This window comes from Streptomyces sp. SID13666 (assembly GCF_010548325.1).
Classification (GTDB): domain Bacteria; phylum Actinomycetota; class Actinomycetes; order Streptomycetales; family Streptomycetaceae; genus Actinacidiphila; species Actinacidiphila fildesensis.
On sequence record NZ_JAAGLX010000007.1, the window covers coordinates 173,420 to 188,584 of the forward strand.

11 protein-coding genes and 1 riboswitch are annotated in these 15,165 nt (G+C 71.5%); of the genes, 8 read left to right on the plus strand and 3 right to left on the minus strand.

Translation table 11 applies throughout. The annotated features are described in order from the left end of the window. Window positions 1–230 precede the first annotated feature (230 nt). The 3 genes from G3I60_RS13515 to G3I60_RS13525 all read left to right on the plus strand — a co-directional run bounded on the left by G3I60_RS13515 (window position 231) and on the right by G3I60_RS13525 (window position 3,071). A complete protein-coding gene (locus tag G3I60_RS13515) occupies window positions 231–1,046 on the plus strand; it encodes an ABC transporter ATP-binding protein (protein ID WP_138357484.1) in 816 nt (271 codons plus the stop codon). Next, window positions 1,036–1,920, plus strand: coding sequence for an ABC transporter permease (locus tag G3I60_RS13520; RefSeq protein WP_164293661.1), 885 nt, complete (start codon window positions 1,036–1,038; stop codon window positions 1,918–1,920). Before G3I60_RS13515 ends, G3I60_RS13520 begins: the two co-directional genes overlap by 11 nt. 122 nt (window positions 1,921–2,042) lie before the next feature. After that, a complete protein-coding gene (locus G3I60_RS13525) occupies window positions 2,043–3,071 on the plus strand; it encodes an ABC transporter substrate-binding protein (RefSeq protein WP_164293662.1) in 1,029 nt (342 codons plus the stop codon). A 33-nt stretch (window positions 3,072–3,104) separates the two neighbouring features. Here the strand turns inward: G3I60_RS13525 and G3I60_RS13530 are convergent, their stop codons facing one another. Both G3I60_RS13530 and G3I60_RS13535 read right to left on the minus strand, forming a co-directional pair. Continuing rightward, window positions 3,105–4,016, minus strand: coding sequence for a sucrase ferredoxin (locus G3I60_RS13530; RefSeq protein ID WP_164607167.1), 912 nt, complete (start codon window positions 4,014–4,016; stop codon window positions 3,105–3,107). 261 nt (window positions 4,017–4,277) lie between these two features. After that, a complete protein-coding gene (locus tag G3I60_RS13535; RefSeq protein WP_138357488.1) occupies window positions 4,278–6,728 on the minus strand; it encodes a DNA topoisomerase (ATP-hydrolyzing) subunit A in 2,451 nt (816 codons plus the stop codon). Window positions 6,729–6,921: 193 nt separating this feature from the next. On the opposite strand from G3I60_RS13535, the gene G3I60_RS13540 reads away from it, so the two are divergent. The 4 genes from G3I60_RS13540 to G3I60_RS13555 all read left to right on the plus strand — a co-directional run bounded on the left by G3I60_RS13540 (window position 6,922) and on the right by G3I60_RS13555 (window position 11,793). Next, window positions 6,922–8,280, plus strand: coding sequence for a pitrilysin family protein (locus G3I60_RS13540; RefSeq protein WP_138357489.1), 1,359 nt, complete (start codon window positions 6,922–6,924; stop codon window positions 8,278–8,280). After that, window positions 8,277–9,668 carry a pitrilysin family protein gene (locus tag G3I60_RS13545; protein ID WP_138357490.1) on the plus strand — a complete coding sequence of 464 codons (1,392 nt, stop codon included), beginning with the start codon at window positions 8,277–8,279 and terminating at the stop codon, window positions 9,666–9,668. Before G3I60_RS13540 ends, G3I60_RS13545 begins: the two co-directional genes overlap by 4 nt. A 256-nt stretch (window positions 9,669–9,924) precedes the next feature. Next, window positions 9,925–10,084: riboswitch (cyclic di-AMP (ydaO/yuaA leader) on the plus strand. A gap of 14 nt (window positions 10,085–10,098) precedes the next feature. After that, the gene (locus G3I60_RS13550; protein WP_138357491.1) at window positions 10,099–10,941 is read left to right on the plus strand and encodes a M23 family metallopeptidase; all 843 of its coding nucleotides are present in this window, start codon (window positions 10,099–10,101) and stop codon (window positions 10,939–10,941) included. Window positions 10,942–11,091: 150 nt separating this feature from the next. Further along, window positions 11,092–11,793, plus strand: a complete 702-nt coding sequence (locus G3I60_RS13555; protein WP_164293664.1) for a GntR family transcriptional regulator — start codon at window positions 11,092–11,094, stop codon at window positions 11,791–11,793. Window positions 11,794–11,915: 122 nt separating this feature from the next. Here the strand turns inward: G3I60_RS13555 and G3I60_RS13560 are convergent, their stop codons facing one another. After that, entirely contained in the window at window positions 11,916–12,197 is a 282-nt protein-coding gene (locus tag G3I60_RS13560) for an HPr family phosphocarrier protein (RefSeq protein WP_138357493.1), read from the minus strand. Between the two features lie 180 nt (window positions 12,198–12,377). Here G3I60_RS13560 and G3I60_RS13565 point away from each other — a divergent pair, with 180 nt between their 5' ends. Beyond that, window positions 12,378–15,161, plus strand: coding sequence for a bifunctional GNAT family N-acetyltransferase/acetate--CoA ligase family protein (locus G3I60_RS13565; RefSeq protein WP_164293665.1), 2,784 nt, complete (start codon window positions 12,378–12,380; stop codon window positions 15,159–15,161). Window positions 15,162–15,165: the final 4 nt, after the last annotated feature.

Consider the following 15,165-nt stretch of genomic DNA (forward strand, 5'->3'; position numbering starts at 1 on the left):
TGGTGATGTGCGGTGACAACGGATGATTCACAACGGTTCGCTGCCACGGCGTGCCGCCGTGTCCCGGCTGTGAACGCAACGTAAACGCCATAGAGGCGGATGCCCACCCTCCGTTTCGCTTTCGTTGTGCGGGAGCGAGCAAAACGAGCAGAACAGCGGTTGTGAGCAGAAGGCGCCCTGTGCTCACAAGGCTGCCGCCACGACCCGGGCCGCGCCTAGCGTCCCGCCCCATGAGCAGTCAAACGAGTCCCGCCATCGAGTTGCGGGGAGCGAGCAAGGCGTTCCGGACCCCGTCCGGGGCGCTGCACACCGCCGTACGTGATCTGGACCTGACCGTGGAGCGCGGCGAGTTCGTCGCGATCGTCGGACCGACCGGATGCGGCAAGTCCACGACGCTGACCCTGGTCAGCGGCCTGGAGGAGCCGACCGAGGGCGAGGTGCTGGTGGCCGGCGAGCCGGTCCGCGGCATCGGCGACAAGGTCGGGTTCGTCTTCCAGCAGGACGCCGTCTTCCCCTGGCGCACCGTGCTGTCCAACGTGATGGCCGGTCCGCGCTTCCGCGGCACACCCAAGGCCGAGGCGAAGGAACGGGCCCGTGAGTGGCTGGCCCGGGTGGGCCTGACGTCCTTCGAGGACCGCTATCCGCACCAGCTGTCGGGCGGCCAGCGCAAGCGCGTCGCGCTCGCCGCGACCTTCGTCAACGATCCCGAGATCCTGCTGATGGACGAGCCCTTCTCGGCGCTCGACGTGCAGACCCGGGCGCTGATGTCGGACGAACTGCTGGACCTGTGGGCCGGCACCGGATCCTCCGTCGTGTTCGTCACACACGACCTGGAGGAGTCCATCGCCCTCGCCGACAAGGTCGTGGTCATGACGGCAGGACCCGCGACCGTCAAGGAGGTCTTCACGATCGACCTGCCACGGCCGCGCAAGGTCGAGGAGGTCCGGATGGAACCGCGGTTCCTGGAGATCTACCGGGAGATCTGGTCCTCGCTGGGCGAAGAGGTCCGCATCACCCGCGAGAGGGGAGCCGGCAATGCAGCCTGAAACCGCCGTCGCCGACACCGTCACCACCAAGGACCGGCCCGCCAAGGCGTCCACCGAGCGCACCCAGGCCAGGGCGCGGGCCGCCCGCAACCGCCGGGTCCTGGTCTACGGGACCCGTCTGCTGCTGCTCGTCGCCGTGATCGGCCTGTGGGAGTGGTTCGCCCGCGCCGGGATCATCGATCCGTTCAACTTCTCGATGCCGTCGAAGATCTGGGACCAGATCCGTGAGTGGGCGCTGCACGGCACCGCGCAGGGCTCCTTGTGGGAGCAGATCTGGTACACGCTCTACGAGGCGCTCTTCGGCTGGATCATCGGCGTCATCGCCGGTGTGCTGCTGGGCATCGCGCTCGGCCGGGTTCGCTTCCTGGCGGACGTCCTCGGCCCGTACATCAAGGTCCTCAACGCGCTGCCGCGCATCGTGCTGGCGCCGATCTTCCTCATCTGGTTCGGCCTCGGCCCGGCCTCGAAGGTCGCCTCCGCGGTCGTCCTGGTCTTCTTCCCGGTCTTCTTCAACGCCTTCCAGGGGGCGAGGGAGGTGGACCGCAACCTGGTCTCCAACGCCCGGATCCTCGGCGCGAGCAACCGCCGGGTGACGCTGCAGGTGGTCATCCCGTCCGCCACGTCATGGATCTTCACCAGCCTGCACGTCTCGTTCGGCTTCGCGCTGATCGGCGCCATCGTCGGCGAGTACATCGGGGCGACCAAGGGCCTCGGCCTGCTGGTCTCCGCCTCGCAGGGCACCTTCAACGCGGCCGGGGTGTACGCGGCCATGGTGATCCTCGCCGTGGTGGCACTGCTGGCCGAAGGGCTGCTGACGTTCGGCGAGAAACGGCTGTTCCGCTGGAAGCCGGCGGAGCCAGGCACCGAACGCTGACACCCGATCGCCCGGGATCCGGACGCGGGGACCCCGCGGACGAGAGCCCGGTCCCGCGAGACCCGAACACCCGGATCCCCGTACCCCCTCCACTTTCTCCACCCCCTCACAAGGACGTGAACATGCGCAGCATGGCCAGAATCTCCGTGGCCGCGGTCGCCGGAGCGCTCGCCCTCACCACCCTCACCGCCTGCGGCGGCGACTCCTCGGCGGCGGGCGACAACGGCAAGGTCAAGATCATGGTGGGCGGCCTGGACAAGGTCATCTACCTGCCCGCGATGCTCACCCAGCAGCTCGGCTTCTTCAAGGCCGAGGGCCTCGACGTCCAGCTGCTCACCGAGCCGGCCGGCGTGCAGGCCACCACCTCGCTGGTCTCCGGCGATGTGCAGGGCGTCGTCGGGTTCTACGACCACACCCTCGACCTGCAGGTCAAGGGCAAGATCATCGAGTCCGTGGTGCAGCTGGCGCAGGCCCCCGGCGAGGTCGAGGTGGTCTCCACCAAGGCGGCCGGCGACATCTCCTCGGCCAAGGACTTCAAGGGCAAGAAGCTCGGAGTGACGGGCCTCGGCTCCTCCACCGACTTCCTCACCAAGTACCTCGCCGTCAAGAACGGCGTCGACGTCAGCGACTTCACACCCGTCGCCGTCGGCGCGGGCCAGACGTTCATCGCCGCCCTGCAGCAGGGCTCGATCCAGGGCGGTATGACGACCGACCCGACCGTCGCGCAGATCCTGGACAAGGGCATCGGCAAGGTGCTGTACGACATGCGCACCCCCGAGGGCTCGAAGGCGGCGCTCGGCGGCCTCTACCCGTCGTCCAGCCTCTACATGAGCACCGACTGGGTGAACAGCCACAAGGCGACGGTGCAGAAGATGGCCAACGCCTTCGTCAAGACGCTCGGCTGGATGTCCACGCACACCCCGGAGGAGATCGCCGCGAAGATGCCGGCCGACTACGCGCAGGGCGGCAAGGAGCTGTACGCCCAGGCGATCAAGGCCACGCTGCCGATGTTCACCAAGGACGGCGTCATGCCGGCCGACGGGCCGCAGACCGTCGAGAAGGTCCTCAAGGCCTTCAACCCGACCCTGCAGCACGCCACGGTGGACCTGGAGAAGACCTACACCTCGGAGTTCGTGAAGAAGGCCGGCTGATCCGCACCCCGTCCGGCCCCCGCGCCGCCGCTGTCAGCGGCCCCCGGCCACCGCCCTGATCCCCGTGACATCCATCCGGGCGGGCGAGCCGAGGGCCGCTCCGCAGCTCTCCGGGCGCGGCGGCAGCGCCGCGGACCCGGTGACGCCGACGTCCCAGGCCCGGCCGTCGGCGTGCGTCACCCGCACCGTCCAGGACGGCGCCGAGCCGTCCGTGCGCGTCACCACGAGCGCTCCCGCCCGGACCTCGCCGGTCAGGGAACGCACCGCGAGGTCGGCGGCCTGGCCCGGCCGGTCCCAGGCGGAGGCGCCCCGGCAGCCGTCGAGCGCGATCCGGTGGTCACGGGCCGCCTTGAGTACCTCATGCGCCAGGTCCGCGTCGACCCGCCCGTAGGCGTAGCCGGACGGCAGGACGAGCATGGTGGGGGCGAACCGGTGGCCGCCGATATGGGTGATCTCCCAGACGTCGCTGACGCCCTCGGCCGCCAGCCGGCCGGCGAGCGGGCGGCCGTACAGGGCGCAGCAGCGGTCACGTTTGCCGTTGGTGCAGACGAGCGCGACCGGCTCGTGGTGCGGCTCGCCGAATTCCTGATGCGCCCCGGCGCCCAGCGCCGGGAAATCCAGCTCCAGCAGGGCGGCGGGATCGTCGATCACGTCCTGCCGGACCCAGGACCGCCCGGGAACCACATGGGCGACGAGCACGTGGTGCCGGGACGGGACGTGGCAGTCCGCGTGGCGTCCCGGACGCCGGATCAGCGCGACCCTGACGCCGGTGCCGTCCGCGGCCTTCTCCAGGGCCCGGCCCACCACCGGATCCAGATGGCTCGCGGTGAAGGCCTTCGCGCCCCAGGGACCGGGCTGTTCGAGCAGGAGCCATGTTCTGGCAGTGGCGGCGGTGGCGGCGAGCGGTTCGGCCAGCTCCGCCGAAGCGTTCGTGCACGTACTCACACAGGGCAGCCTAACCGGAGCGCGACAGGGCGCGGCACCGATGGTGCCGCGCCCTGTTCGCTCGCTCCCGGGTGAACCCGGTGCCTAGTGCGTGTTGCGAACGTCCCGCCTGGCCCACGACGCCTGGCACGCGCCCTCGCTGCGTTGTCGGGCTCGTCCACGTACGTCCGGTACGAGGACGACCCTCCGCCTTGCGAGCGCACGCACCGGACGCCGTGGGCCACGCCCTCCGGGCGAACGGCGCTACTTTCGAAACACGCCCTAGACCGGTCCGGCCACCACCGTGATCGGCTTGGCCAGCGCCACCCCTGAACCGTCCCTGCGGGGGTCCTTCGGGGGAAGGTCGGCGGGCAGGCCCGTCGCCGTCGCGGCGCGGGCCGGGACCGCGCCCGCCCAGGCGAGCACCAGACCGTCCTCACCGCGCAGGAAGCGCTGGCAGCGCACCCCGCCGGTCGCGCGGCCCTTGCGCGGATACTGCTCGAACGGGGTGAGCTTGGCGGTGCCCTGGACCGAACCGTCGAGCGTTCCCTCGGCACGGGCCACGGTGAACACCACCGCGTCCACGGCCGGGTCGACGGCCGTGAAGGAGATCGCCTTCGCCCCGTCGGTCAGCTTGATGCCGGTCATGCCGCCCGCCGGGCGCCCCTGGGGGCGCACCTGCGAGGCCGGGTACCGCAGCAGCTGGGCGTCGTCGGTGATGAAGACCAGGTCCTCCTCGCCGGTGCGCAGCTCCACGGCGCCCACGACCCGGTCGCCGTCCTTGAGGCCGATGACCTCGAGATCGTCCTTGTTCGCGGGATAGTCCGGGACCACCCGCTTGACGATGCCCTGTTCGGTGCCGAGCGCGAGACCGGGGGAGGACTCGTCGAGCGTCGTCAGGCAGAGCACCCGCTCGCCGGTCTCCAGGGACAGGAACTCCGAGACGGGCGCGCCGCCCGCCAGGTTCGGCGCCCCCGCCGTGTCCGGCATCATCGGCAGGTCGATCACCGTGAGCCGCAGCAGCCGGCCGGCGGAGGTGACCGCGCCGACGTCGGCGCGCGCGGTGGTCGGCACCGCGGAGACGATCACATCGTGCTTGGCCCGCTTGCCCTCGCCGTCGTCGAACTCCTCGCCGTTGGCGGTCCGCGCCAGCAGCCCCGTCGAGGACAGCAGCACCCGGCACGGGTCGTCGGCGACCTCCAGCGGGACGGCCGAGACCGGCGCGCCCGCCGACTCCAGGAGGACGGTGCGGCGGTCGGTGCCGTACTGCTTGGCCACCGCCGCGAGCTCGTTGGAGACCAGCTTGCGCAGCTCGGCGTCCGAATCCAGGATCACCGTGAGCGCCTCGATCTCGGCGTTGAGCCGGTCGCGCTCGGACTCCAGCTCGATGCGGTCGAACCGCGTGAGCCGGCGCAGCGGGGTGTCCAGGATGTACTGGGTCTGGATCTCGGACAGCGAGAAGTGGGCGATCAGCCGTTCCTTGGCCTGCGCCGAATTGTCACTCGACCGGATGATCGAGATGACCTCGTCGATGTCGATGAGGGCGACGAGCAGGCCGTCGACCAGGTGCAGCCGGTCCCGGCGCTTGGTGCGGCGGAACTCGCTGCGCCGCCTGACCACCTCGAAGCGGTGGTCGACATAGACCTCCAGCAGCTCCTTGAGGCCCAGCGTGAGCGGCTGCCCGTCGACCAGCGCCACGTTGTTGATGCCGAAGGACTCCTCCATCGGCGTCAGCTTGTAGAGCTGCTCCAGCACGGCCTCGGGGTGGAAGCCGTTCTTGACCTCGATCACCAGGCGCAGGCCGTGCGACCGGTCGGTGAGGTCCTTCACATCGGCGATGCCCTGGAGCTTCTTCGCGCCGACCAGGTCCTTGATCTTCGCGATGACCTTCTCCGGGCCGACCGTGAACGGCAGCTCGGTGACGACCAGGCCCTTGCGGCGCGGCGAGGTGTCCTCGACGGCCACGGTGGCACGGATCTTGAACGTGCCACGGCCGGTCTCGTACGCGTCCCGCACCCCGGCCAGGCCGACGATCCGGCCGCCGGTGGGCAGGTCGGGACCCGGCACGAAGCGCATCAGGGTCTCGAGGTCCGCGCCCGGATGCTTGATCAGGTGCCGGGCGGCGGCGATGACCTCGCCGAGGTTGTGCGGCGGCATGTTCGTCGCCATGCCGACCGCGATCCCCGACGAGCCGTTGACCAGCAGGTTCGGGTAGGCGGCCGGGAGCGTGACCGGCTCCATCTCCTGACCGTCGTAGTTGGGCGAGAAGTCGACGGTGTCCTCGTCGATGGACTCCACCATCAGCGTGGCGGCCCCGGCCATCTTCGACTCGGTGTAACGCATCGCGGCGGGCGGGTCGTCGTTGCCCAGGGAGCCGAAGTTCCCGTGCCCGTCGACCAGCGGCAGCCGCATGGAGAACGGCTGCGCCATCCGCACCAGGGCGTCGTAGATGGAGGCGTCGCCGTGCGGATGCAGCTTGCCCATCACCTCGCCGACGACGCGGGCGCACTTCACATAACCGCGGTCGGGGCGCAGCCCCATCTCGTTCATCTGGTAGACGATGCGCCGGTGCACGGGCTTGAGCCCGTCGCGGGCATCGGGCAGGGCGCGCGAGTAGATGACCGAGTAGGCGTACTCGAGGAAGGAGCCCTGCATCTCATCGACGACGTCGATGTCGAGGATGCGCTCCTCGAAGTCGTCGGGAGGAGGGGTCTTCGTGGTGCGGCGGGCCATCGCGGCTGCTGCTCCTTTTCCTGGACCTGAGCGGGACTGACGCGGACCATTGTGGACCGGCTCACTGACAGTGGTGACCACCGCCCGGCACAAGCGTGCCGTTAGCGGGAACTTCGCGTGGTGTCGGCACGCTTGCCTAGAGTGTCAGCACTCGACCAAGACAAGTGCACGCGACCGGAAGGACAGCTTGCCCATGGGTCTCACGGCCACGTCGGACGGCACACAGCCGCAGGACTCCGACGGCCTGACAGCAACCGAACACCGCTTGGCGAACGGCCTGCGTGTGGTGCTTTCCCAGGACCACCTCACCCCGGTCGCCTCGGTGTGCCTCTGGTACGACGTCGGTTCCCGTCATGAGGTGAAAGGCCGGACCGGACTGGCCCACCTGTTCGAGCACTTGATGTTCCAGGGCTCGTCCAGTGTGAAGGGCAACGGTCACTTCGAGCTGGTCCAGGGCGCCGGCGGTTCGCTCAACGGCACCACCAGCTTCGAACGCACCAACTACTTCGAGACGATGCCGGCCCACCAGGTGGAGCTGGCGCTGTGGCTCGAGGCCGACCGGATGGGCAGCCTGCTCACCGCGCTCGACGAGGAGAGCCTGGAGAACCAGCGCGACGTCGTCAAGAACGAGCGCCGCCAGCGGTACGACAACGTGCCGTACGGCACGGCCTTCGAGCGGCTGACCGCGCTGGCCTACCCCGACGGCCACCCGTACCACCACACCCCGATCGGCTCGATGGCCGATCTGGACGCGGCCTCCCTGGAGGACGCGCGGGCGTTCTTCCGCACGTACTACGCGCCCAACAACGCGGTGCTGGCCGTGGTCGGCGACATCGACCCCGAGCAGACGCTGGCCTGGGTCGAGAAGTACTTCGGCACCATCCCCGGCCACGACGGCAAGCCCGCCCCCCGCGACGGATCACTGCCCGACGTGATGGGCGGACAGCTCCGCGAGATCGTCGAGGAGGACGTGCCCTCGCGCGCCCTGATGGCCGCGTACCGGCTGCCGCACGACGGCACCCGGGAGTCCGACGCCGCCGACCTGGCGCTGACCGTGCTCGGCGGCGGTGAGTCGTCCCGGCTGCACAACCGGCTGGTGCGGCACGACCGCAGCGCCGTGGCGGCCGGGTTCGGCCTGCTGCGGCTGGCCGGCGCGCCGTCGCTCGGCTGGCTGGACATCAAGGCGTCCAGCGGCGTCGAACTGGCCGACATCGAGGCCGCGGTCGACGAGGAGCTGGCCCGTTTCGCCGCCGAGGGGCCCACCCCGCAGGAGATGGAACGGGCCCAGGCCCAGCTGGAGCGCGAGTGGCTGGACCGGCTCGCGACGGTCGCCGGCCGCGCCGACGAGCTGTGCCGTTTCGCGGTGCTCTACGGCGACCCGCAGCTGGCGCTCAGCGCCGTCCAGCGGGTGTTGGAGATCACTGCCGAGGAAGTGCAGGCCGTCGCCGCGGCCCGGCTGCGCCCCGACAACCGAGCCGTCCTGGTCTACGAGCCCACCGGCTCGCCCGACGAGGCGGCCGACGAGACCGAGCAGGAAGGCGCGGACCAGTGACCGACGTCGCCGCGACCATGACGTTCCACCCCCAGCCGCAGCCGGGCGCCCCCAAGCCGTGGGCCTTCCCGGCCCCCGACCGGTCGACGCTCGGCAACGGGCTGACCGTGCTCACCAGCCACCGTCCCGGCCAGAAGGTCGTCGCGGTGGAGGTGCTGCTCTCGGCGCCGCTGGACGCTGAACCCGAGGGCCTGGACGGGGTGGCCACGATCATGGCCCGCGCGTTCTCCGAGGGCACCGACAAGCTCACCGCGGAGGAGTTCGCCGCCGAGTTGGAGCGCTGCGGCGCCACGCTCGACGCGCACGCCGACCACCCGGGCGTGCGGGTCTCGCTGGAGGTCCCGGCCTCCCGGCTGGACAAGGCCCTCGGGCTGCTCGCGGACGCCCTGCGCGCCCCCGCGTTCCCCGACAGCGAGGTCGAGCGGCTGGTCAACAATCGGCTCGACGAGATCCCGCACGAGCTGGCCAACCCGGCCCGCCGCGCCTCCATGGCGCTCTCCGCGGAGCTGTTCCCCGCCGATCTGCGCTGCTCCCGCCCGCGCCAGGGCACCGAGCAGACGGTGGCGAGGATCGACGCCGCGGCCGTCAGGGCGTTCTACGAGGCGTACGTGCGTCCCGCCACCACCACGGCCGTCGTCGTCGGTGATCTGACCGGTATCGACCTGGTCGCGCTGCTGGACGAGACGCTCGGCGAGTGGACCGGCTCGACCGCGGAGCCCCGCCCGCTGCCGCAGATCACCGCCGACGACACCGCGCGCGTGGTGATCGTGGACCGGCCGGGCGCGGTGCAGACCCAGCTGCTGATCGGCCGTACCGGCTCCGACCGCCATGACCCGGTCTGGGCGGCCCAGGTGCTCGGCACGTACTGCCTGGGCGGCACCCTGACCTCCCGGCTGGACCGGGTGCTGCGCGAGGAGAAGGGCTACACGTACGGCGTGCGGGCCTTCGGCCAGGTGCTGCTGTCCACACAGGAGGGGACGGGCGCCTCGCTGCTCGCCATCAGCGGCTCGGTGGCCACCGAGGTCACCGGACCCGCGCTCGCCGACGCCTGGCAGGTCATCCGCACCCTGGCGGCCGAGGGGCTCACCGACGACGAGCGCGATGTCGCCGTGCAGAACCTCGTCGGGGTGGCTCCGCTGCGCTACGAGACGGCGGCGGCCGTCGCCGGCACGCTCGCCGACCAGGTCGAGCAGTTCCTGCCGGACGACTTCCAGGCCCAGATGTACGCGCGGCTGGCGCGGACCGGCACCGTGGAGGCGACCGCCGCGGTGGTCAGCGCCTTCCCGCTGGAACGCATGGTCGTCGTCCTCGTGGGCGACGCCTCGGCGATCGAGGGACCCGTCACGGAGCTGGGACTCGGCCCGGTGAAGGTCATCGCGGCCGGCTGACCGGCCTCCGGCGGCGGCCGTCCCCTACCCGGGGACGGTTGGACGGCCCTCCTCGCGGGCGCCGTCCCGATGCGCGGCGGAACCCTGGCGCACCCCTTGGGGCGCCGGGGTTCCGGGCGTTTTGGATCTCTATCGGCCCGCAAACCTCCCTTGTGGCGAACGCAACAAATCACCTGATCTGTTTGCCGTAACCGACGCGGTCCGATTAGCGTCCTGCTCTGCTGTCCGTCACCATCCGCCGCGACCAGCGGCAACCGGGCAGTGATCGCCGAGTCCCCGTCAGGCGCGAGCCTGGGGAGCCGGGGACCCACGTCCCTGGGGTGAATCGGGCCGTCCTCAGCACACGAGGCAGCCCGTAGGAGACCTTCCTGCTCCGAACCCGTCAGCTAACCCGGTAGGCGAGAAGGAAGGAAAGGATCTCGCCGTACCCATGGCGTTCACTGTTCTGCCCGCGCCCAGCGGGAAGCACCGCCGTCCCCGTCGTGCCGCACTCCGCACCGGGACCACCCTGGCCGGCGTAGCCGTTCTGACCGCAGCCGGCACCTTCGGCGCCACCGCGGCCACCGCGCTCTCCACCCCGGAACGCGCCGTCGTTCCCAACACCATCGAGGACACGTCGTTCGCTCGCGCCCTCGACGCCTCGGAGGGCCTCACCAACTCCCTCGCCGCCCAGGCCGCCGCCCAGCACAAGGCGGCCGACGAGACGAAGCGCAAGGCCGCCGAGGCCAAGCGGAAGGCCGATGAGGCCAAGCGCGTGGCCCAGGCCGCCGAGGCCGCCAAGAAGAAGGCCGCCGCCGAGGCGAAGATCAAGGCAGAGCGCGCCGCCGAGGCCCGCGCCGCCCGTGCCGCGGAGGAGCGGAGGAAGCTCAACTCCTTCGTCCTGCCCGTCAACAGCGGCATCGGCACCGGCTACAAGGTCCCCGGCTCCATGTGGTCCTCCGGCTACCACACCGGCGTCGACTTCACCGCGTCCACCGGCACCCCGGTCCACGCCGTGGGCGCCGGCACCGTCGTCACCGCGGGCTTCGATTCGGCCTACGGCAACAACGTCGTGATCCGGCACAGCGACGGCATCTACACGCTGTGCGCCCACATGTCCTCGCTCAGCGTGTCGGTCGGCGAGACCGTCACCACCGGCCAGCAGATCGGCCTGTCCGGCGCGACCGGCAACGTCACCGGACCGCACGTGCACTTCGAGGCCCGCACCACGGCCGACTACGGCTCGGACATCGACCCCGTGGCGTACCTCCGCTCGCACGGCGTCTCCATCTGATCCACCCGAGACCAGCACCCCCGTCCCCCTCGAAGGCCCCGGCTCCCCGCCGGGGCCTTCGTGCTGTCCAAAAATAATCCATGAATTCTGGACTGCGGTCGGAATCCTGGTTGTGCTGGAATAGAGTCGCCGAAGAATACGGGGAAAAGAATGGAGACCGGCGATGCGGAATCGGATGTGAACGGGACGGACGGCGCGGGGCGTCGTATCTCCGCACAGGTCGTGTGCACCGCGATCCGTGACGACATCGTCGGCGGTTTCTATCCGCCGGGCAGCCGGCTGACCGAGGAGCTGCTGGCGAGGCGGTACGGCGTCTCCAGGGTCCCGGTGCGTGAGGCGCTGCGCACCCTGGAGTCGGAGGGGTTCGTCCGTACCCGCCGGCACGCGGGCGCCTCCGTCGCGGAGCCGACGGAGCAGGAGGCGGCCGACCTGCTGGAGATCCGCGGCCTCCTGGAGCCGCTGGGGGCCGCCAGGGCCGCACAGCGGCGCACGGACGCCCACCTCAAGGTGTTGCGCGGGCTGGTGCGGCTGGGCCAGGAACGTTCCCAGCAGGGCCAGCTGTCGGATCTGCCGTCCCTGAGCGGCTGGTTCCACGAGACGCTCGCCCAGGCCTCCGGGAGCCCCACCCTGGCCGCGCTGCTCACCCAGCTGCGGCACAAGATCGCCTGGGTGTACGGGGAGGGTGACCCCGGCCGGGCGGTGGAGTCCTGGGAGGAGCACGGCGCGATAGTCGACGCCGTGGCCCGCGGCGACGCGGAACGGGCCCGGAAGATCTCGGCCGGGCATGTGGAGCGCGCGGTCGCGGTGAGGACTCCGAAACACCCTGTATACGCGGCGCGGCGGCGGAATTAACAATGGCGCCGTATACAAGTGGGCAGAATTATCGTGGCCCTGAATAAAGAAAGGCGGGGCCGCGTTATCCATTCGGACAACGCGGCCCCGCCGAATTCCTGCACGGGCCTACGCCCATGGGCTCAGACGGCTTCGGGGAGTTCCTCGAGGCCCTCGGAGACCAGCTTGGCCAGCCGGTCGAGCGCGGCGTCGGCGCCATCGGCCTCCGACGCGAGCACGATCGGCTCGCCGCCCTGCGCGCCCAGGCCGAGCACGGCCAGCATCGAGGCGGCGTTGACGGCGTTGCCGTCCGCCTTCGCGATGGTCACCGGGACGCCGGCGGCGGTCACCGCGCGGACGAAGAGTGAAGCGGGGCGGGCGTGCAGGCCCTCGGCCCAGCCGACGGTGACACGGCGCTCAACCATGGTGTAGCCCTTCAGGTCGTTCCTGTTGTCTAGACCAGTCTCGCACGGGCGGAAGACTGCTCAGGCACCTCGACGCAGTTCAGCCTGCCCGCTGCGATGACCCCACGCTATCCGGGCACACCCGGACAGCAGCCCGGTCAGCAAGGCGCGCCCGGACACCTGTCCGCATACCCTGGCCCCATGACGACTCCGGCCCCCCGCCCGTATCCGGTGCACTGGGAAGCGGACGTCGTCCTGCGCGACGGCGGCATCGCCCACATCCGGCCCATCGGGCCCGGCGACGCCCAGCGGCTGGTGGACTTCTACGAGCAGGTCTCCGACGAGTCGAAGTACTACCGCTTCTTCGCGCCGTACCCCCGGCTCTCCGACCGCGACGTGCACCGCTTCACCCACCACGACTACGACGACCGGGTGGGCCTGGCCGCCACCATCGGCGACGAGTTCATCGCCACCGTCCGCTACGACCGCATCGACGCGGAGGGCCGGCCGGCCAGCGGGGACGCCTACCGGGCCGAGGTGGCGTTCCTCGTCCAGGACTCCCACCAGGGCCGCGGGGTGGCCTCCGCGCTGCTGGAGCACATCGGGGCGGTCGCCCGCGAGCGCGGCATCCTGCGCTTCATCGCCGAAGTGCTGCCCGCCAACCGCAAGATGGTCAAGGTCTTCACCGACGCGGGCTACACCCAGCAGCGCAGTTTCACCGACGGCGTCGTCCACCTCGAACTCGACCTGGAGCCCACCGAGGCGTCGGTCCAGGTGATGCGGGCCCGCGAGCACCGCGCCGAAGCCCGGTCGGTGCAGCGGCTGCTCACCCCCCGGTCGGTGGCGGTGATCGGCGCGGGCCGGCGGCCCGGTGGCGTCGGCCGCACCCTGCTGCGCAACCTGGTCGGGGGCGGCTTCACCGGCCGGGTGCACGCGGTCAACCGCTCGTTCCCCGAAGGCGAGAGCACCCTCGACGGCGTCCGCGCGCACCGCACCGTCGCCGGGATCCCCGAACCCGTCGACCTGGCGATCATCGCGGTGCCCGCCGAGAACGTGCCCGCCGCCGTCGCGGCCTGCGGCGAACACGGCGTCCAGGGGCTGGTCGTGGTCACCGCCGGCTACGCCGAATCCGGCCCCGAGGGCCGGGAGCGGCAGCGCGAACTGGTGCGCCAGGCCCGCTCGTACGGCATGCGGGTCATCGGCCCCAACGCCTTCGGCATCGTCAACACCGCGGCGGGCGTACGCCTCAACGCCTCGCTCTCGCCCGAGGTCCCGGCCACCGGACGGCTCGGGCTGTTCACCCAGTCCGGCGCGATCGGCATCGCGCTGCTCTCCGGACTGCACCGGCGCGGCGCCGGCCTCTCCTCGTTCGTGTCGGCGGGCAACCGGGCCGATGTCTCCGGCAACGACCTGCTGCAGTTCTGGCAGGACGACCCGGACACCGACGCGGTCCTGATGTACCTCGAATCCTTCGGCAACCCGCGCAAGTTCACCCGGCTCGCCAAGCGGACCGCCGCGAGCAAGCCCGTCGTGGTCGTCAAGGGCGCCCTGCACTCCGGCACCACCCCGGCCGGGCACGCCGTGTCCCCGACCCGGATCCCGGACAGCACGGTGTCCGCGCTCTTCCGGCAGGCCGGGGTGATCCGCGTCGACACGGTCACCGAACTCCTGGACGTGGGCCTGCTGCTCTCCTTCCAGCCCATCCCGCGCGGCGGCCGGGTCGCGATCCTCGGCAACTCCGACTCCCTCGGCCTGCTCACCTACGACGCGGCGCTGACCGCCGGGCTGCGGCCGATCGCGCCGATCGACCTCACCACCTCGGCCGGGCCCGACGACTTCAGGACCGCGCTCACCGCGGCACTGGCCGACGACAGCAGCGACGCGGTGGTCGTCACCGCCATCCCCCGGGTCGGCTGCGAGGACGCCCCCGACCCCGAGTCCGGCGACGACCCCGCCCTCGCCCGCGCGCTGCGCGCTGCCGCGGCCGGCTCCGGCAAACCCGTCGTCGTCGCCCATCTCGCCCTGGAGACCATGGCCGACCGGCTGGGCGCCCCGGTCCCGGAGGCCGTGTCCGACGGGGCCGAAGCCGCTGCGGACGGGACCGCCCAGGCGCGGGTTCCCGCGTATCCCGCCGCCGACCGTGCGGTGCGGGCGCTGGCGGAGGCGGTGGAGTACGCGCGGTGGCGGCAGGGGGCCGAGACGCCCGGCCGGGTGCCGCAGTTCACGGACATCGAGGAGAGCGCGGCGGCCGCCGACGTGGCACGGTTGCTGGACGCGGGGGAGACCGAGGGCGAGCACGGCGTCGTCCTCGACGAGGCGGCCGCCGCCGCGCTTCTGGGGCGTTACGGGATCACCGTGCGGTCCGCGCTGCCCGCGCTCGGGATCGCCGCGGCGCTGGCCGCCGCGGGGCGGCTCGGCTACCCGGTGGCGCTCAAGACGACGGCGCCGCACCTGCGGCACCGGGCCGACCTCGGCGGGGTCCGGCTCGACCTCGCCGACGAGGGCGATCTGCGGCGGGCCCACGAGGAGCTGACCGCGCGGCTCGGCAAACCGGAGGAGCTGCTGCTGGTGGTGCAGGCGATGGCACCGCGCGGGGTGGACACCGTCGTCCGCGCCACGGTCGACCCGGCGGTCGGCGCCGTGCTCTCGTTCGGCCTGGCCGGAGCCCCCTCGGAGCTGCTGGGGGACACCTCGCACCGGCTGGTGCCGGCCACCGACCGGGACGCCGCGGAACTGGTGCGCTCCATCAAGGCCGCCCCGCTGCTCTTCGGCTGGCGCGGCAGCGAACCGGTGGACACGGCGGCCCTGGAGGAGCTGCTGCTGCGGGTCTCGCTGCTGGTCGACGACCTCCCGGAAGTGGTCGCCGTCGACCTGGAGCCGGTGGTCGTCGCAGCCCACGGCCTCACGGTGCTGGGAGCATCCGTCCGGCTCGACCGGCCGCCCGCCAGAACCGATCTCGGACCACGCGCACTGTCGTCCTTCTGAGCGG